Raw genomic sequence first — 18,426 nt, 5'->3', positions numbered from 1 at the left:
CAAACCGGCCCGCAGTGGCCGGGCAGACAGATGAGGCAGCGGGCCATGCGACATATCCTCAAGACACTCGGCATGGCCGGGGCCGTTCTGGTCACATCGCCTGCGCTGGTGCCAAGCGCCGCCCAAGCCGCCACAACCGAGTCCGCGCCGATGCCCGCCAACCGCAGTTTCCAGATCTGGATCGACGGCTTCCGCCACCGCGCGCTGGCGGCGGGCATCCGGCCGCAGGTCTTCGACGCGGCCTTCCAGAACGCCCACCTGCTGCCGGACGTGCTGGACAAGGACCGCAACCAGAGCGAATTCACCAAGCCGATCTGGGACTACCTCGACAGTGCGACCTCTGACACCCGCATCGCCAACGGCAAGGAAGCGCTGCGGAAGTATGCGGGGCTCTTGTCGCAGATCGAGGCGCGCTATGGCGTTGACCGCAAGATCGTGGTGGCGATCTGGGGCATGGAGAGTTCTTACGGCAGCCATCGCGGCGATACCCCGCTGATCTCGGCGCTGGCGACGCTGGCGTTCGAGGGGCGGCGTGGCCGGTTCTTCGAGGGGCAGCTGATCGACGCGCTGAAGATCATCCAGCACGGCGATGTGGCCCCGGCCGACATGACCGGGTCCTGGGCCGGGGCGATGGGGCACACGCAGTTCATCCCGTCGTCCTACCTGGCCTTCGCGGTCGATTTCCGCGGCGACGGCAAGCGCGACATCTGGTCGGACGACCCGACCGATGCGCTGGCATCCACCGCGGCCTATCTGGCGCACGCGGGCTGGCAGAAGGGTGCGCCCTGGGGCCTGGAGGTGACGCTGCCGCGCGGTTTCGACTATGCCGCGACCGGGCACCGGGTGGTGAGGACGGTCGCGCAATGGGCGGCGCTCGGGGTGCAACCCGCGCAGGGCGGCCGCCTGCCGGATCAAGGCAACGCCGAGGTGCTGCTGCCTGCGGGGGCGCGCGGGGCGGCCTTCCTGATCTTTCGCAACTTTGATGTGATCGGGCGCTACAACACCGCCGATGCCTATGTGCTTGGCGTCGGCATCCTTGCCGATCGGATCGCGGGCGGCCCCGCCCTTGTGGCCGACTGGCCGCGCGATGACCGGGCGCTCAACTTCGCCGAGCGCATCGAGATGCAGGGCAAGCTGACCGCGGCCGGGTTCGACACACATGGCAGCGACGGGATGATCGGGCCGAACACCATCGCGGCGGTGCGGGCCTACCAACGCTCCATCGGAATGGTGCCGGACGGTTACGCCTCGCTCGACGTGCTCAAGCATCTGCGCTGAGCGATGCTGGATGCCAGCCTGCGCCGCGTGATCGACCCGACCCTGGCGGTGCTGGGGCGCGGGCTGGCGGCGCGCGGGTTCAAGGCCAATGTGGTCACGCTGGCTGGTCTGGGCGTCGGCCTTCAGGCGGCGGCGCTGATCGCGCTGGGCCATCCGGGGCTGGCGCTGGTGCCGCTTCTGCTCTCGCGCCTGGCCGACGGGCTTGACGGGGCGGTGGCGCGGGCGGGCAGGCCGTCGGATTTCGGCGGCTACCTCGACATCAGCGCCGACTTCCTGTTCTACGGCGCGGTTCCGCTGGCCTTCGTGCTTGCCGACCCTGCGAGAAATGGCGCGGCCGGCGCCTTCCTGCTGTGCAGCTTTTACGTCAACGGCGCGACCTTCCTTGGCTACGCGATCCTGGCCGAGCGGCGAGGCCTGACCACCGCGGCGCGCGGCGCGAAATCGCTCTACTTTTCGGGCGGGTTGCTGGAAGGGACCGAGACGATCCTGTTCCTGGCCCTCCTCTGCCTCTGGCCAAGCGCCTTCGCGCCGCTCGCTTGGGTGTTCGGGGCGCTTTGCTTCGTCACAGCCGTGCAACGTGTGTTGGCGGCCCGGCGGAGATTCGGGATCGCGTGATCCGGGGTCCGGGGCTTGTCGGGGCGCCTTGCTGGCGGACCGCGATCGGGCAAGCGTTGCCATGCCGCTGCCGTTGCGAGGTGGAAAAGACGCGAAATCCTCGGGCTCGGATAATGCTTGACTAATATAGTCGACTTTTCCTATCAAGAGGCAGGAGCGCAGGGAAATGGCCAAGAGTCGGCCGCCCTCACGCGGTGACGAACCAATAGGGGCAGATCATGCGGGATTTGACGGACGAGCCGGTGACGCGGCAGACCACCCCCCTTGGCCTCTGCGCGAAGGGCTTTCGCGGCTGCATCGAGCGCATCGTGGTGGGTGATGCCCCATCGAGCCTGTCGCCGCATGAAATCGAGCGCCGCTTGATCGAGCTGGGGTTCGTGGAAGGGGCCACGGTGCATATCCTGCATGAGGGCTTCTTTGGCCGCGACCCGATCGCGGTCCGGGTGAACGGCTCCACCGTCGCGCTGCGGCGACGCGAAGCGATGGCAATTCACGCTTTCTAGGGAACGGACATGGAAGATTTCGTCGACGTGGCCACCGCGCGCTTTGCGCTGGTGGGGGTGCCCAACTGTGGCAAGACGGCGCTGTTCAACGCGCTGACCGGCAGCCGCCAGAAGGTCGGCAACTATTCCGGCGTCACCGTCGAGCGCAAGACCGGCACCGCCCGCACGCCGGGCGGGCGTCGGGTCGATGTGGTCGACCTGCCGGGCACCTATTCGCTGCGCGCCCGCAGCCCGGATGAGGAAGTCACCCGCGATGTGGTGATGGGGCGCCGCGCGGGCGAGCCCAAGCCAGACCTGCTGATCGCTGTCGCCGATGCCACCAACATGCGGTCCGCCCTGCGACTGGTGATTGAGCTGAAGTCGGTCGGCCGCCCGATCCTGCTGGTGCTGAACATGATCGACATCGCCCGCTGGCGCGGGATCGAGATCGACACGGATGTGCTGGAACAGGGTCTGGGCGTGCCCGTCGTCGTCGCGACCGCAGTGCGCAAGGCGGGGATGGAGGCGCTTTGGGCCCGCATCGACACGATGCTGGACGCGGGTATCGCGCTTTCCACCCCAAGCGTCTGGCAAGAGCCGAGCGCGGGCGACCTGCGTGTGGCGCAGCGCGAGGCGGACCGGCTGGTGGCGCTGGCCGTGCACCATCCGGCCAAGCCCGACACCGTGACGACGCGGATCGACGCGGTGCTGCTGCATCCGGTGGCGGGGCTGGTGGTTCTGCTGGCGCTGTTGTTCATCATGTTCCAGGCCGTCTTCACTTGGGCGCAACCGGTGATGGACCTGATCTCGGCCGGCTTCGACTGGGTCGGCGTGATGACCCGCGAGATTGTGCCAGCCGGGCTGTTGCAAAGCTTCCTGGTCGATGGCGTGATCTCGGGCGTGGGCAGCGTAATCGTGTTCCTGCCACAGATCCTGATCCTGTTCCTGTTCATCCTCCTGTTGGAAGACCTTGGCTACATGGCCCGCGCGGCCTTCCTGATGGATCGCATCATGGGCGGCGCAGGGCTGCATGGCCGCGCCTTCATCCCGCTGCTGTCCAGCTTTGCCTGCGCGATTCCCGGCATCATGGCGGCGCGCGTGATCGACAACCGGCGCGACCGGTTGACGACGATCCTTGTTGCCCCGCTGATGACCTGTTCGGCGCGCATCCCGGTTTACACCCTGATCATCGGCGCCTTCATTCCGGAAAAGACGGTGGGCGGGGTGTTCAGCCTTCAGGGCCTCGTGATGTTCGGCCTTTATGTGGCTGGCATCGCGGCGGCGCTGGGCGTGTCGTTCGTGGCCAAGTTCCTGTTCTGGCGCAAGGATCCCACGCCGCCGTTCATGCTCGATCTGCCCGACTACAAGATGCCGCGCTTCAACAGCATCGCCATCGGGTTGATGACGCGGGTGCGGGTGTTCCTGAAGCGGGCCGGCACCACGATCTTTTCGATGATGGTGGTGATCTGGGTGCTGGCGACCTTCCCGAGACCGCCCGCAAACGCGACCGAGCCCGGCATCTTCTACAGCTTCGCCGCGATGATCGGGAAAGTGATCGAGCCGCTGCTGGCCCCGATCGGCTTCAACTGGCAGATCAGCATCGCGCTGGTGCCCGGCATGGCCGCGCGCGAGGTGGCGGTGGCGGCGCTTGGCACCGTCTACGCCATCCAGGGCGGCAACGACGAGGCGATCGGCCACGTTCTGGCGCAGCAATGGAGCCTGGCCACCGCGCTGTCGCTGCTCGCCTGGTACATTTTCGCGCCGCAATGCGCCTCCACCCTTGCCGTCATCAAGCGCGAGACGGGCGGCGCGAAGTGGATGTGGGTCACCTTCTTCTACATGCTGGCGCTGGCCTATGTGACCGCCTTCGCCACCTATCAGATCGCGGTGCTGCTGGGCGCGGGCTGAGGGGTCTGGAACCTGCCGCCATTCCGCGCCACTCTCCGCCATCAACCGGGGAGTCTGCCATGAAGAACAGCGACAGGATCTGGGATCTGGTCGAAGACCGGCGCGCCGCATACCGCGACCTTGCCAACCGCGTCTTCGACACGCCCGAGATTGCCTATACCGAATACGCCTCGGCCGACGCGCATGAGGACCAGTTGCGCGCGGAAGGTGCGCGGGTCACCCGGACGCTCGCAGGCATCCCCACCGCCGTGATGGGCGAATGGGGCGAGGGCGGGCCGGTGATCGCCATCCTGGGCGAATACGACGCGCTGCCGGAACTGGGGCAGGAGCCCGGCGTGGCAGAAGAGCGGCCCACCGGCGGACCCGGCCACGGCTGCGGGCACAACCTGCTGGGATCGGCCGCGATGATGGCGGCGGCGGCTTTGGCGGACTGGCTGAAGGAAACCGGGCTGCCCGGCCGCGTGCGCTACTACGGCTGCCCGGCGGAAGAGGGCGGCGCGGCAAAGACCTTCATGGTGCGCGCGGGGTTGTTCGATGACGTCGCCGCCGCGATCACCTGGCATCCGGCGAGCCTGAACGGGGTCGATGCGCCCTTCTCGCTGGCCAATACGCGGATCGACTACACCTTCCACGGCCGCGCCTCGCACGCCGCCGCAGCACCCGAACTGGGGCGCTCGGCGCTCGATGCGGTGGAGCTGATGAACGTCGGCGTCAACTACATGCGCGAACACATGCCCGACGATGCCCGCATCCACTACGCCTACCTTGACGCGGGCGGGGTGGCGCCGAACGTGGTGCAGGCCAGGGCGACCGTGCGGCAACTGGTCCGTGCCCGCGACCTGCCCGGCCTGCGCGAACTGGTGGCGCGGGTCGACAAGATCGCCGAGGGCGCCTGCCTGATGACCGAAACCCGGGTCGACCGTCGCGTGGTGTCGGGCGTGTCCAACATCACCGGCAACCGGGTAATGGAGGAAACCATGCAGGCCGCGTTCGACCGGCTGGGCGGCCCGGCCTTCGATGACGACGACCGCGACTTTGCCCGCGCGATTCAGGCAACGCTGACCCCGCAGCACATCGAGGCCAGCTTCCGCCGCATGGGGATGGCGACCGATATGGGGCTGGCGTTGGCCGAAAGCGTGGCGCCGCTCGACCGCCCGCATATGGGGGCCGAGGGCTCGACCGACGTCGGCGATGTCAGTTGGGCGGTGCCGACGGTGCAGGCGCGGGTGGCGACCTGCGCGGTGGGCACGCCATTTCACACCTGGCAGTTGACGGCGCAGGGCAAGGCCCCTGCGGCGCTGAAGGGCATGGAGCACGCGGCCAAGATCATGGCGACGACGGCACGGACCCTGTTCGAGCGCGCCGACCTGCTGGCGGCGGCACAGGCGGAACATGCCAAACGGATGGCGGCAACGCCCTACGTCTGCCCGATGCCGAACGATGTGATGCCGCCGGTGCGGCCGCGCGTCTGAGAGTCAACTCGACTCGAGGTAGGCCCGGCCCAGCCGGGCCTGCTTCATCGCCAGCCCCAGCAGCCGGAAGGCATTGACCGACGAAAAGCCCCGCGCCCGGTTCGCGGCGCCGAATTCAAACAGCGTGCGCTGCTGGAAGAACAGGAAATCGTAGGCGTCGCGCAGTTTGGTGGTCTTGTCCCAGATATGGGTCGCCTCGCTGCCCGCGCCATTGACCTCGATCAGCCAGAAATTACGGCCCGCCCGCAGGTCGTCGAGGCTGTCATAGCGCACGTCGAAGCGGCCGAAGTAGAATTCCGGCATCCCCTGCGAAATGGCGTCGAAGCGCGCCTCCATCTCGGGCGTGATCTGGGACCGGCCGTCCTGAAAGATCGCGCCGCGGCAATGGTTGCCGGTGAAGACCAGCGGGAAGATCTCGCCCTTGTCCAGCACCCGGTCCTTCTGGGCGCCGTGGCGGGCGAGGTAGATATCCTTGATCTTGCCGGCGCGCGGGTCGGCAAGGATCAGTTGTTCCAGCGTCATCCTGCCATCGCCCACGACCTCGGGGAACAGCTTCAGCGTGACCGAGACGATGCGGCCCTTCGCCTCGCCGGGGGCGCGGATGTAGAACACGCCCGCCTCGCTTTTGGCGGTGATCAGGCGCTGGAAGATGATCCGCTCGCGGCGCGGGAAGTTGGTCAGGTAGTGGTCAAGATCGGCGACAGTGCGGATGATCCGCACCCCGGCACCACGGCAGCCGATGTCGGGCTTGGCGACGAAGGGAAACTCGATCCCCGCCGTCTCCAGTGCGGCCAGCGCCTGCGGCAGATCGGCCGAGGGCGCGCCCGACGCGTTCCCGACCGTGAAGCTCGTATAGGGCGCGACCCATTTGTTGCCCTCGCGCCCAAGCTGCGAGAGGATTTCGAACTTGGATTCGCCCACCAGACCGCCCGCCTGCATCCCCGGATTGGCCAGCGTCGGCAGCGTCAGACTGCGGTAGCGCAGCGCCAGCGCCGCCCACTGGATCACCATCGGGATGTAGAAGAACCGCGCGGGCCACAGTTCGAAGGCCGAAAACGCCGCGTCACCCGGCCGGTCTTTGTCAAGCCAGCGGCGCAGGCGGAGGCGCGGATCAAGGTCGGCCAGGGTCATTTGGGGCTGTCCTTGCCACTGATGCGGCGTGCCTGACGGCGCGCGATGTATTGGCTTGCGCCGAGGAACGCGACTGCCATCGCGATGCCGACAGGCCAACGCCAGGGTCCGAAATGCGTCATGATCACGTTACCCGCCCCAAGCGCGAAGGTGAACAACAGTGAAGTCCATATAAGCGTAGCGGCGATCACCGCCAAGGCAAAGCGGATAAACGGCATTCCGAGAAATCCGCAGGCGGTGTAGGTGGGAAGACGCGCCCCCGGCAGGAACCGGACCGAGATCACGGCCGCGATCAGGCGCGTGTTCAGCCACTCCTGCATGCCCTTGGCGCGGTCGGTTGCGATCCAGCGCTGCGCCCAGGGGTGGCGGGCGGCGAACCGGCCCGCGGCAAACAGCCCCATGTCGCCCGCGGCGATGCCGACGAACAGGCTGCCCAGCGCGACCGGGAGGGAGGCGTGACCACCAGCCACCGCCAGCGCCGCCAGCACGGCGGCGGCGTCTTCCAGGACGAAGCTGCACAGCACGATGCCGAGAAAGACCAAAAGCGGGTTCTGGGTGCCTTCAACCAGTAATGTCAGATCCTGGGTCAGCGCCGACATGATGCCTCGCGCATCGACCGGGGCGCCGAGTTCACTGATTTCTCTGGCGTCGCGCCCATGCCCATGCCCTGTCCGTTCCCGCCGCTGCGGTCGCGAGGCTTATAGGCGAGAGGGGGTCACGCGGCAAGTCTGCGGGCCGTCACGCCGGTTCGGGCACAAGACCATGACCAAGGCCACCGCGTTCGTCGAACACGAAACAGGTGCCGCGCCACAGGCTTTGATCCGGCGGCACGGCGTCGAGATAGCCCAGAATGCCGCCCTTGAGGTGATAAACCCCCTCGACACCCTGCCCGATCAGGTAGTTGGTCGACTTCTCGCAACGGATGCCGCCGGTGCAGAACATCGCGATGCGCTTGCCCGCGAAGCGGTCGCGGTTCGCCTGCCACCAGGCCGGAAAGTCGCGAAAGCGGGCGGTGCCCGGGTCGATGGCGCCCGCAAAGCTGCCCACCGCAACCTCGTAGCCGTTGCGGGTGTCGATCACCGCCACATCGGGCGCGGCGATCAGCGCATTCCATGCTGCGGGCGTCACATAGGCCCCGGTGCCCGTCTGCGGGTCCACGCCGGGCTGGCCCAGGGTCACTATTTCCGGTTTCAGCCGCACCTTCAGGCGGCCGAACGGCATCTCGGCCGCAGCACTCTCGCGCGGGGCGATATCGGCACAGCCCGGCAGCGCGCGGATATGCGCCAGAACCGCGTCGATCCCCGCCCGCAGCCCGGCGATGGTGCCGTTGATGCCCTCGGGTGCCAGGATCAGCGTGCCTTTCACGCCCGAGGCCTCGCAAACGGTGCGCAGCGGCCCGGCCAGCGCGGCGGGGTCGTCGAAACGGGTGAAACGGTAGAGGGCGGCAACGATCAGCATGGCGGCCTGATTAATCCCGTCGCCGCGCCGGTGCAACCGTCGGGGCATTGACGCACGCCCCCTCGCCACTTACCCACAGGAAGATAGAACAGGAGGACGCCATGCGCCCCGCGACCGAAGCCCTGATCGTGATCGACGTGCAGAACGATTTCTGCCCCGGCGGTGCCCTGGCGGTGGCCGATGGCAACGCGATCATCCCGCGCATCAACGCGGTGATGGACGAGTTCGCCGTGAAGGTGCTGACGCAGGACTGGCACCCGGCCAACCACGCCTCGTTCGCCGCCAACCATCCCGGCGCCGTGCCCTTTTCGCAGACCCGGATGCCCTATGGCCCGCAGGTGCTTTGGCCGACCCATTGCGTGCAAGGCACCGACGGGGCCGCGTTCCACCCCGATCTGCGCACCGATCCGGCTGACCTGATCCTGCGCAAGGGGTTCCGGCCCGCGATCGACAGCTATTCCGCGTTCTTCGAGAACGACCGCACCACGCCCACCGGTCTGGAGGGCTATCTGCGCGCGCGCGGGGTCAGCCGTCTGACGCTGGCCGGCCTCGCCACCGATTTCTGCGTGGCCTATTCCGCGCTCGACGCCGCGCGCCTGGGCTTCGATGTCGTGCTGCTGGAAGGGGCCTGCCGCGCCATCGACCTGAACGGGTCGCTGGAGGATGCCAAGGCCACGATGCTGGACGCCGGCATCGTGATGGAGCCCTGAGATGGTCGATATCGCCACCCGCGTCTATAACCACAAGTGGAAGATCGACCCGATCGTGCGGTCCCTGATCGACACGGATTTCTACAAGCTGCTGATGTGCCAGTCCATCTTCCGCAACCGGCCGGACACCAACGTGACCTTCAGCCTGATCAACCGCACGACCTCGATCCGGCTGGCGGACCTGGTGGACGAGGGCGAGCTGCGCGAACAACTCGACCACATCCGCACCCTGCGGCTGAGCCGGGGCGAATCCACCTTCCTGCGCGGCAACACCTTCTACGGCAAACGTCAGATGTTCCGCCCCGATTTCATGGAATGGTTCGAGCAGTTGCAACTGCCGCCCTATCACCTCGAAAAGCGCGACGGGCAGTATGAACTGACCTTCGAGGGCAAGTGGCCCGAGGTCATGATGTGGGAAATCCCCGCCCTGGCCGTGCTGATGGAACTGCGCAGCCGCGCCGTGCTGAACCGCTTCGGCCGGTTCGAACTGCAGGTGCTTTACGCCCGCGCGATGACCAAGCTGTGGGAGAAGGTGGAGCGGCTGCGCCGGATCGACGGGTTGAAGATCGCCGATTTCGGCACCAGGCGGCGGCATTCCTTTCTGTGGCAGGACTGGTGCGTGCAGGCCCTGGAGGAAGGGCTGGGCTCGGCCTTCACCGGCACCTCCAACTGCCTGATCGCCATGCACCGCGAGGTCGAGGCGATCGGCACCAATGCGCATGAATTGCCGATGGTCTACGCCGCGCTGGCCGAGACCGACGCCGAACTGGCGCAGGCCCCCTACCGGGTGCTGGCCGACTGGCACGAGGAGCATGAGGGCAACCTGCGCATCATCCTGCCCGACACCTACGGCACCGAAGGCTTCCTGACCCGCGCACCCGACTGGCTGAGCACTTGGACCGGCATCCGCATCGATTCCGGCGACCCTGCGACCGGGGCGGAGATCGCGATCCGCTGGTGGAAGAGCCGCGGCGAGGATCCGCGCCAGAAGCTGGTGATCTTTTCCGACGGGCTCGACGTGGCCAAGATCGAGGAATTGCACGCCCGCTTTGCCGGGCGGGTGAAGGTCAGCTTTGGCTGGGGCACGATGCTGACCAACGACTTCCGCGGGCTGGTGCCGGGCGACGCGCTGGCGCCGTTCAGCCTGGTGTGCAAGGCGGTTTCGGCGAACGGGCGGCCGACGGTGAAGCTGTCGGACAACCCCAACAAGGCGATGGGCCCGGCCGACGAGATCGCACGCTACAAGCGGGTCTTCGGCGTGGGCGCGCAGACCGCGCTGGAGGTGGTGGTCTGAGCGTCGCGGCGGGGGGCTGTCTGCCCCCCGCGCCCCCCGAGGATATTTTCAAACGGAAGAAGATCAGAGAGACTCGAGAAAACCCTCAGCCTGCCGGACGGCGCGGATGGCGTAGTCGCGCAAGCGGGGCGAGCCCGAGGGAAGGCGCGGAACCGCCCAGCCGCAGGAGGCGAGGCAGCGCAGCATGACGAACATCGGGATCCGGGCGGCGTCGAGCGGGCGGAGGCTGGCGTAGCCTTCGGCGGCGGCGGCGAACAGGTCGGGGTAGGCCGGTTCGTCGAGGTTCTGGAGCATCAGCGTGCCGAGGTCGTAGAGGCGGAAGCCGGAGCCGGAATCGTCGAAGTCGATCAGGCGGATGGTGGTGCCGTCGATCAGCAGGTTTTCCCGCATCAGGTCGGCGTGGATCAGGCCGTAGTCTGCGGCGGGGCGCAGGGTGGCGAGGCGGGCGCGAGCCTCGGTCCGGGCCGCGCGGAGGATGCCGCGTTCGGGCCCGGTCAGGGCCGGGTTTTCCCAGAACCGACCCCAGAGCGGGGTCTCGCCGAGCAGGCCGTCTTCGTCCCAGGCCGGGCGGGTGAAGCCGGGCGGCAGGCTCAGCGCATCGGTGGCGGCGTGGAGCCGGGCGAGCAGGGCGCCGATGCGGCGGAAGGTGTCGGCCTGCAGGGCGGCGGTGCCGGGCAGTGGCGTCCATGCCTCGCCAAGGGGCTCGCCCGTGACCCATTCCACCACCGAGGCAATTCGCCCGGTGGAAAGGATCTGGATCAACTCGCCCTGCGCCGAGGCGACCGGGCGCGGCACGGGCAGGCCCGCGTCGGCAAGACCCTCGGTCCAGACCAGTTCCGAGCGGATCGCCTCGGCGCTCTGGTAGCCGGGCCGATGGAGGCGGAGGGCGGCGCGGGAACCGCTGCGCAGACGGACCTCGTAGACGGCGTTCTCGCGGTCCTTGATCAGGCGGGGCGGGGCGCCGGGGCCCCAGGCGGCGAGCGCCTCGGCGGCCTCGGCGGTGGTCATTCCGGCATCCCGGCGAGGGCCTCGGCCAGCGTGTCCGCCAGGAGGTCCGCATTTTCGCGGCTGAAGGGCATCGGCGGGCGGATCTTCAGGGTGCCGCCGCCGGGACCGATCTTGTTGAGCAGGATGCCGCGGCGGCGCATTTCCTCCACCAGCGTCAGCACGAAGGCGGTGGCGGGGATGGTCGTGCCGGGCTCGGTGAATTCGACGCCGAAGAACAGGCCCTGCCCGCGCACATCGGCGATACGGGGGTGGGTCAGCGCGCGCAGGCGGGCCAGCGCATGGGCGCCGACGTCGCGGGCGTTGTCCACCAGCCCCTCGGCCTCGATCACGTCGAGCGTGGCGAGGGCGGCGGCGCAACTGACCGGGTTGCCGCCGAAGGTGTTGAAGTAGCCGAAGGCGCCGCGGAACGCCTCCATCACGTCAGGCCGGGCGATCACGGCGGCGACCGGGTGGCCGTTCGCCATCGGTTTGCCGATGGTGACGACGTCGGGCGCGAAGCCCAGCGCCTGATGGCCCCACCAGTGGCTGCCAAGGCGGCCAAAGCCCGGCTGCACTTCGTCGGCGATCAGGATGCCGCCCGCCTTGCGGACGACCCTGACGGTTTCGTCAAGGAAGCCGGGCGACAGGGCGGGGAAGCCTTCGTTGGCGAAGAAGGGGCAGAGGATCAGGCTGGCGAAGCCGTGGCCGCTGGCCTGAAGCTCGTCGATGGCGCGGGTGACATGGGCCGCGAAGGCGGTGCCGTCGTCGGGGTGGCGGATAGGGTCGGGCGCGGGCATCAGGCGGACGTTGGGCGCATAGCCCCCGATCGGCGGGCGGCGGGTGGAAAGCTGGCTGACCAGCGCGGTGTTGCCGTGGTAGGTGGCATCGGTCGCGATCATGCCGGTCTTGCCGGTCATCGCCTGCCCCATCCGCAGCGCCACGTCGTTCGCTTCGGACCCGGTGCAGACCATCATCAGCGTGGTGAGGTCATGGTCGAACTTCGCCGTCAGGCGCTCGGCGTAGGTCAGGATCGCTTCGTGCAGGTAGCGGGTGTGGGTGTTCAGCGTGGCGGCCTGACGGCAGATCGCCTCCACCACCTGCGGGTGGCAGTGCCCGACATGCGGCACGTTGTTGTAGCAGTCGAGATAACGACGGCCTTCGGCATCCCAGAGCCAGACGCCCTGCCCCCGCACGATCTCCACCGGTTCATCGTAGAAGGTCGGCACGTTGGGGCCAAGGAAGCGGCGGCGGCGGGCCAGAAGGTCTTCGGTGCGGGTCATTCGGGTTCCTCTTCGGGGCGGGCGCGCAGGGATTTCACCTGCCCCCGGGCGACCTTGCCCGCGATGCGGCGACGTTTGGAGCCCAAAGTGGGGCGCGTGGCGATGCGCGGTTTCGGCGGCACCAGAGCCTCGCGGATCATCTCGACCAGACGTTCCCGCGCCAGCGCGCGGTTGCGTTCCTGGCTGCGGGTTTCCTCGGCGCGCAGCACGATGGCGCCGTCCAGCGTCCAGCGCCGCCCGGCAAGACGCTTCAGACGCGCCTTCACCGAGGGGGAAAGATGCGGGCTGCGCGCCGCCTCGAACCGCAGTTCCACCGCGGTTTCCACCTTGTTCACGTTCTGCCCGCCGGGCCCCGACGAGCGCATGAAGCTCTCGGTCAGTTCCCAGTCGGCAAGGGTGAGGGTGTCGGTGATCTGCAGCATGGGGGGAAGGTAGGGGAAGGCGGGGGCGGCGGAAAGCGTGAAGAAGACGGTTGGAGCTCGCTAGCGGATGAGGCGCCGCGCGCAAGGGGATTTCGTATTAGTCGGAGCCGTTCACCAGGCCGCGCCAGTCAACATGTGGACCCAGAGCCATGAGTTGCGCCGCATCAATCACCCGGCCCGCTCGGAGTTCACCGCGGCAATTTTTGATGTACTCGCGGATCGTCGCATAGATTTCCTCATTGCTCGCAGTCTTTGAGATTCCCATTTCGGACGAAAGGTTCACACTCCGGCAAGTGAAGACCTTGTGCCTTGACACCGGATTTCTTGCCTTCTCTGCGCTAAAATATTGGCCCCGTAGCCGTGATCCCAAGAAATGGAGACGAATGTATCCAAGAATTTCGTTGAATTGCCACGGCCCATATCTCTCGCGAAGCCTCTCCTGAAAGAAGGTGTAGGTCGTCAAAGGAATAGTGAAGCCCTGCGCCTCAGCCGAGCGGAGGTCAGCGGTGTCCTGCCTGTACCGATTGTCCTGCCACTTCTCGTACTCAGGCTCTGAAAGTCGATAGACGGGCAGATCGCAGAAGAAAACCATCTCCAAGTCATTCTCCATTTCGCTCGTGAACAGCTAACGGAAAGGGCCGCGCTTGCGCGCGGCCCTCCGAGATCCAAGGAGATGGGGCCAGTTAGGAGCTAGGCCCAATCAGGGTGTGTTTGCCTTCGGGGCTGCCCTCAGGCAAAGCGCCTCCTGACTGTTCCGACACCTCTCTCCAACATCACTCTAGACACTGGATCACCTCCTTTCGATGGGTTGCGTTCCCTTGAAGGTTGCCACAGATTTTGTGTTTGTCAAAAGCTTTTACGCTACCCTTGCGACAAGACGCAAAACAACGGCGCGGTAGGGGAGCAGTGCCACCAAGGCGAGCGTCATCTTCACGCCCCAGTCGGCGGCGCCCAGGCTGACCCAGAGCGGAACCACCGGGCCGAGGCCCAGCAGCGGCAAGGCCTGATTGGCCCAGCCGACGTCGTTGGCGGGTTCGAGGAAGGCCAGGGCGGCGGCGAAGGCGATCGAGAAGAAGATCATCGTATCCAGCGCCGAGCCGACCAGCGAGGCGGCCAGCGGTGCGCGCCACCACTCGCGGCGGCGCAGGCGATTGAAGACGGTGATGTCCATCAACTGACCCACGAGGAAGGCGGTGCCGGAGGCAAGCGCGACGCGGTGGGTGACGAGCGGGCCGAAGGCGCCGGTGATCTGGCTGCCGATGAACGAGCAGCCGATGCCGACCACGAAGCCGATCAAGACCGCGCGGCGCGCAACGCGGGCGCCGTGCAGGCGGTTCATCAGATCGGTGACGAGGAAGGTGAACGGATAGGTGAAGGCGCCCCAGGTCAGCCATTGGCCAAGCAGGAACTGCACCAGGATGTTGGAGGCCACGACGATGGTGGCCATGGCGAGAACGCCAAAGAGGGTGGATCGGGTCATGCGGGTTTCCGTTTTGACAAGGTCGCGGAGACTTGGCCCCGGCTGGGGACTGCGCCGCTTACCCCCGGCACGCGGGCGGATCAAGTCATTCCGTGACGCGGTAATCGACGAACTGGGTGATCTGGAACGGACTGAAATTGTCGTCCGACACCATCGTCAGCCGGATGCGGTGCTGCGCGTCGGACCACACAGCGATGCCTTCGAGATTGTCGAAGGTGCCGAGCGCGGTTTCCAGCAGCGTCTCGCCGCCATCGGCGCCGGTCGGGCCGAAGGTGAAGCGGCGCACCCGGCTGCGGAAGCCACCGAGAAGGGCGTAGTCCCGTTCCAGCAGGTAGAACCGGCCATCGGGGCCGAAATCGGCGCCAACGGGAAGGAAGCTGCCAAGCTTCGGCAGGGCAAAGGGCTGATCCCAGCGCCCGTTGCGAAAGCGGTAGAGCTTCAGGCCGCCGGTCTCGGGCACCCGCTCGGGCGTGGTGTAGAGCCAGCCGTTGCTGTCGATCGCCAGCGTTTCCAGCGACTTGTTCGCCTCCATCCGGGCGAAGTCGGGGGGACGGGGCAGCACCTTTGGCACGCCGCCGAGGCGGCGATAGTCAAGGACGCGGTGAACCTCTTCGAACGAGATGTAGACATCGCCCGAGGGCGCAATCGCCAGCCCCTCGCCGTCGGCCTTCCCACGCGGCAGCGGTCGGCCGTTCTCGCCCAGCAGCGTCAGGAGCGGCCCGGCCGTCGCACCGGTGACCGCGCCAGCGGCGTCGCGGGTCAGCGTGCCCGCGGTGATATGGCCACGGTCCGACAGGGCGGTGAACTGCGCGCCGTCGTCGGACAGTTCCAGCCCGGAAAAGCCGCCGAAGGCGCGGTCGTCGATCTGCCAGCGGTAAGTGCCAACGAAAGCCGCCTTCGGACTGGGCAGGGCGGCGGTCGGCAGGGCGAGCGCAAGAAGCGCCGCGATCAGCGGCCGGCGAGGATGTCGGCGCATTTGGCGGGCAGGTCGGAGAGGATGAACTCGCGCGGGCCGCGTTGCTTGGGCTTCGGCGGCGTGGTGGGTTTGGTCGGCTTCGGCGGGTGCCTGAGTTCCTCAAGGTAGGTCGTCACCCACCAGGTCAGGCTGGCGTCGCAACCGCTGCCGCCGCTGGAGATCTCGTTCACCGTCGGCGTCTGGCTTTGGCATTCGCTGGCGCCCGCCGGGCATTTCAGGCGCACATGGAAATGGTCGTCATGGCCATACCAGGGGCGCAGCTTTTGCAGCCAGGGCGTGTCGGCCGCAGTCGCGGTCTTGCACAGCGCCAGCTTGACCGTGGCGGCAACGAAGATGCGATCCACGCGCGGATCGGCGGCGGCGTGTTGCAGGATCGCGGCGTCTTCAGGCGTCCAGTTGCCGTTCACCTTGGTCATGTCAGCGGTTTGAACGGTATTCGCGCCCAGCGTTTCGCGCGCGTCACGGCTGAGTGTCACCGACTTCGGCGGCAGATACCAGATATCGGCATCCAGCCCGATCTGGTGGCTGGCGTGGCCCGAGGCCATCGGACCACCGCGCGGCTGGCCGATGTCGCCGATGTAGAGGCCTGCCCAGCCGGGCCGGGTGGCGGCATAGGCACTGAGGTCTTGGAGGAACTGCACCGTCACCGGGTTGCCCCAGTTGCGGTCGCGCGACAGCCGCATCATCTGCCACGTCGGCCCGGTCTCCGGCATTTCGACGTTGCCGCCCGTGCAGCCGCGGGCGTAGCTGCCGACCGGATCGGGCGCGCCGGGGGTGGGCGCGGTCACGGCGCCGAACAGCGTGGTGGCCAGCGGCTCGGCCCCGGCCGGGACGGCCAGCGCAAGCGCAAGAAGGCATGCCGCCGCCCGCATCACGCGGCCGCCCGTTGCGGCGTCGAGCGCACGAAGAGCAAGAGCAGCAGCCCCAGCACGAACAGCCCGATCAGCGGCGAAATGCCCGCCTGCTGGCTGCCGGTGATCGCGGTCGTCACGCCGATGGCGAAGGGCGCGATGAACGAGGTCGCCTGCCCGGACAGCGCGTAAAGCCCGAAGGCCTCGGTCATCTTCTCGGGGTCGGCCAGTTGCACCATCATGGTGCGGCTGGCGGCCTGAATCGAGCCTGCTCCGGCGCCGATCAGGGCGCCAAGGATGTAAAACGTGATGTCGGGCAGGCTGGAGGTTTCGGCCACCGGGATGCCCAGCACCGAGGTGCGCGACAGCAACAGCGTTGCCACCGCGACCCCGGTCAGCACGATCAGGCAGACGATGATCACCACCTTGGGGCCATAGGCCGAATCCGCCTTGCCGCCGAGCCAGGCGAAGATCGCGCCCGAAACGGCGGCGATGATGCCGAAGACGCCGACGTTCACCACCGACCAGCCCAGCACGCCCGAGGCATAGATGCCGCCGAAGATGAACATCCCGTTCAGCGCATCGCGGTAGAACATCGAAGCGATCAGGAACATGAGCAGGTTGCGGTTGGAAGGCAGCGCGGCCAGCGTCGCCTTCAGCTCGGGCCAGGCCATGCGGGCCGCAGCCAGAACGCCGGGCGAGCCGGGCCGGACCGGATCGCGGGTCCACAGGAAGAACGGGATGATGAAGATCGCGAACCAGATCGCGGTGAAGGGGCCGACGGCACGGGTGCCCTCGCGCAGCCCGGCGTCCAGTCCGAAGATCGGCTTGATGCCGATCAGGGTCAGGCCAGAGTGCTGTTCGGCAAAGAAGCACAGCATCAGGACCAGCGAGACGACGCCGCCGACATAGCCAAAGCCCCAGGCCGAGCCCGAGATGCGGCCAAGCTCCCCTGGCTCGCCGAGGTCCGGCAGCATGGCGTTGGCGATGATCGCGGAAAGCTCGGTCGCGATCAGGCCAAGGCCGAAGGAGAACAGGATGAACGCAAGGCTGAAGTGCCCCGGCACGGCATACCACAGGCCCCAGGCGCCCAGCACGTAGAGCACCGAGAAGACCGCGATGAAGCGGGTGCGCCCCCCGGTCTTGTCGGCGATGGCGCCCAAGAACGGCGCGGCAAACGCCACGATCAGGCCGAAGGCGGTGTTGGAGTAGCCCCAGATCGTCTGCGCGCCCGAGCCGCTGCCGACCAGATCGGTGACATAGGGCGCGAAGATGAAGGTCAGCAGCAGCGTGAAATAGGGCTGCCCGGCCCAGAAGTAGAAGAACCAGCCCCAGATGCGGCGCTGCTTGGACACGTCGGCCATCGGATTCCCTCACACTTCGGTGAACGGGATAAGACAGGGAATGCCTCGGCCGTGCAAGGCAGATCAGGCCGCGGGGGCGGCTCCGCGCTCGGGCGGCCAGGGGCGTTGGGCGTCCGCCTCGATCCAGGCGGCGACCCAGCCGGGCAGGGCCGGGCTGACCGGATCGCCACCCAGCGCCTCGATCATCCGCACCGGCGCGACGATGCCTTCCGCGCTGGTCACGGCCGAGCGGATCAGCACATGGCTGGTGCATTCGCCGTGCCGCCACATGCTTTGCTCGATGTAAAGAAAGCGCGAATCCCAGCCAATGCAGCGGGTGCACATCTCGATCCGGTCGAAGGCCCGCACCCGGCGGCGGTAGCGCACGGTGGCGCCCGCCACCGTCATGCCCCAGCCCTCGCGCCGCAGAACGCCGTGCATCCCGACCCGCGCGCCGAAGGGCACCCGGCCAAGATCATAGAGCGTCAGGGTGCGGCCGTTGTTCAACTCGGCCCAGGGATCGAGATCCCAGGGCATGCAGGTGTGGTGCGACAGATGCGCCTGACCCACCTTCAGCGGCGGCGCCTTGCGGTAAAGGAAGAGTTCCGTCGCGAGGCGGAGGAAGGGATACATCGGCGTCTCCTGCGGCGGCTCTGCCGGGGCCGGACGTGCCGCGTTGCAGCGAAAACGTCAAGCGACAACCTTGCGACAGTCCGCCTGCACCCCATCTGGCGGGGAA

General features: G+C 67.5%; 18 protein-coding genes and 1 pseudogene. 7 read left to right on the top strand and 12 right to left on the bottom strand.

Annotated features, from left to right (window positions below; genetic code table 11):
* Positions 1–45 precede the first annotated feature (45 nt).
* The 5 genes from AC11WY_RS04620 to AC11WY_RS04600 all read left to right on the top strand — a co-directional run bounded on the left by AC11WY_RS04620 (position 46) and on the right by AC11WY_RS04600 (position 5,755).
* Complete coding sequence (locus AC11WY_RS04620; protein ID WP_482923024.1) at positions 46–1,278, top strand: lytic murein transglycosylase; 1,233 nt, start codon at positions 46–48, stop codon at positions 1,276–1,278.
* 3 nt (positions 1,279–1,281) lie between these two features.
* Entirely contained in the window at positions 1,282–1,893 is a 612-nt protein-coding gene (locus tag AC11WY_RS04615) for a CDP-alcohol phosphatidyltransferase family protein (RefSeq protein ID WP_482923022.1), read from the top strand.
* A gap of 218 nt (positions 1,894–2,111) precedes the next feature.
* A complete protein-coding gene (locus tag AC11WY_RS04610; RefSeq protein ID WP_482923020.1) occupies positions 2,112–2,396 on the top strand; it encodes a FeoA family protein in 285 nt (94 codons plus the stop codon).
* 9 nt (positions 2,397–2,405) lie between these two features.
* Positions 2,406–4,283, top strand: a complete 1,878-nt coding sequence (gene feoB, locus AC11WY_RS04605; RefSeq protein ID WP_482923018.1) for a ferrous iron transporter B — start codon at positions 2,406–2,408, stop codon at positions 4,281–4,283.
* A gap of 59 nt (positions 4,284–4,342) precedes the next feature.
* Positions 4,343–5,755, top strand: coding sequence for an amidohydrolase (locus tag AC11WY_RS04600; protein WP_482923016.1), 1,413 nt, complete (start codon positions 4,343–4,345; stop codon positions 5,753–5,755).
* A 3-nt stretch (positions 5,756–5,758) separates the two neighbouring features.
* Here the strand turns inward: AC11WY_RS04600 and AC11WY_RS04595 are convergent, their stop codons facing one another.
* The 3 genes and pseudogenes from AC11WY_RS04595 to trhO all read right to left on the bottom strand — a co-directional run.
* Positions 5,759–6,886 (bottom strand): hypothetical protein, encoded by a 1,128-nt coding sequence (locus tag AC11WY_RS04595; protein ID WP_482923014.1) that lies wholly within the window; start codon positions 6,884–6,886, stop codon positions 5,759–5,761.
* Entirely contained in the window at positions 6,883–7,485 is a 603-nt protein-coding gene (locus AC11WY_RS04590) for a DedA family protein (RefSeq protein WP_482923012.1), read from the bottom strand. Before AC11WY_RS04590 ends, AC11WY_RS04595 begins: the two co-directional genes overlap by 4 nt.
* 145 nt (positions 7,486–7,630) lie before the next feature.
* A pseudogene (trhO, locus tag AC11WY_RS04585) lies at positions 7,631–8,344 on the bottom strand (oxygen-dependent tRNA uridine(34) hydroxylase TrhO); the annotation flags it as partial.
* A gap of 101 nt (positions 8,345–8,445) precedes the next feature.
* Here trhO and pncA point away from each other — a divergent pair.
* Positions 8,446–9,054 (top strand): bifunctional nicotinamidase/pyrazinamidase, encoded by a 609-nt coding sequence (gene pncA / locus AC11WY_RS04580; protein WP_482923010.1) that lies wholly within the window; start codon positions 8,446–8,448, stop codon positions 9,052–9,054.
* Between the two features lies 1 nt (position 9,055).
* On the top strand, positions 9,056–10,348 hold the full coding sequence (pncB, locus tag AC11WY_RS04575) for a nicotinate phosphoribosyltransferase (protein ID WP_482923008.1): 1,293 nt from the start codon (positions 9,056–9,058) through the stop codon (positions 10,346–10,348).
* 63 nt (positions 10,349–10,411) lie between these two features.
* Here the strand turns inward: pncB and AC11WY_RS04570 are convergent, their stop codons facing one another.
* The 9 genes from AC11WY_RS04570 to AC11WY_RS04530 all read right to left on the bottom strand — a co-directional run bounded on the left by AC11WY_RS04570 (position 10,412) and on the right by AC11WY_RS04530 (position 18,320).
* On the bottom strand, positions 10,412–11,356 hold the full coding sequence (locus tag AC11WY_RS04570; protein WP_482923006.1) for a phosphotransferase enzyme family protein: 945 nt from the start codon (positions 11,354–11,356) through the stop codon (positions 10,412–10,414).
* Positions 11,353–12,615 (bottom strand): aspartate aminotransferase family protein, encoded by a 1,263-nt coding sequence (locus AC11WY_RS04565; protein WP_482923004.1) that lies wholly within the window; start codon positions 12,613–12,615, stop codon positions 11,353–11,355. Before AC11WY_RS04565 ends, AC11WY_RS04570 begins: the two co-directional genes overlap by 4 nt.
* Positions 12,612–13,037 carry an alternative ribosome rescue aminoacyl-tRNA hydrolase ArfB gene (gene arfB / locus AC11WY_RS04560; protein ID WP_482923002.1) on the bottom strand — a complete coding sequence of 142 codons (426 nt, stop codon included), beginning with the start codon at positions 13,035–13,037 and terminating at the stop codon, positions 12,612–12,614. Before arfB ends, AC11WY_RS04565 begins: the two co-directional genes overlap by 4 nt.
* 97 nt (positions 13,038–13,134) lie before the next feature.
* Positions 13,135–13,635 (bottom strand): hypothetical protein, encoded by a 501-nt coding sequence (locus tag AC11WY_RS04555; RefSeq protein WP_482923000.1) that lies wholly within the window; start codon positions 13,633–13,635, stop codon positions 13,135–13,137.
* Positions 13,636–13,893: 258 nt separating this feature from the next.
* The gene (locus AC11WY_RS04550; protein WP_482922998.1) at positions 13,894–14,517 is read right to left on the bottom strand and encodes a queuosine precursor transporter; all 624 of its coding nucleotides are present in this window, start codon (positions 14,515–14,517) and stop codon (positions 13,894–13,896) included.
* 85 nt (positions 14,518–14,602) lie between these two features.
* A complete protein-coding gene (locus tag AC11WY_RS04545) occupies positions 14,603–15,493 on the bottom strand; it encodes an esterase-like activity of phytase family protein (RefSeq protein ID WP_482922996.1) in 891 nt (296 codons plus the stop codon).
* The gene (gene mepA / locus AC11WY_RS04540; protein ID WP_482922994.1) at positions 15,466–16,368 is read right to left on the bottom strand and encodes a penicillin-insensitive murein endopeptidase; all 903 of its coding nucleotides are present in this window, start codon (positions 16,366–16,368) and stop codon (positions 15,466–15,468) included. The genes AC11WY_RS04545 and mepA overlap by 28 nt, the downstream gene beginning before the upstream one ends.
* A complete protein-coding gene (locus AC11WY_RS04535; protein WP_482922992.1) occupies positions 16,365–17,708 on the bottom strand; it encodes an MFS transporter in 1,344 nt (447 codons plus the stop codon). The genes mepA and AC11WY_RS04535 overlap by 4 nt, the downstream gene beginning before the upstream one ends.
* A gap of 63 nt (positions 17,709–17,771) precedes the next feature.
* Entirely contained in the window at positions 17,772–18,320 is a 549-nt protein-coding gene (locus AC11WY_RS04530; RefSeq protein ID WP_482922990.1) for an acyl-CoA thioesterase, read from the bottom strand.
* Positions 18,321–18,426 lie beyond the last annotated feature (106 nt).

Source organism: Solirhodobacter sp. (assembly GCF_964715405.1).
This window is presented reverse-complemented; position numbering and strand designations above follow the sequence as displayed.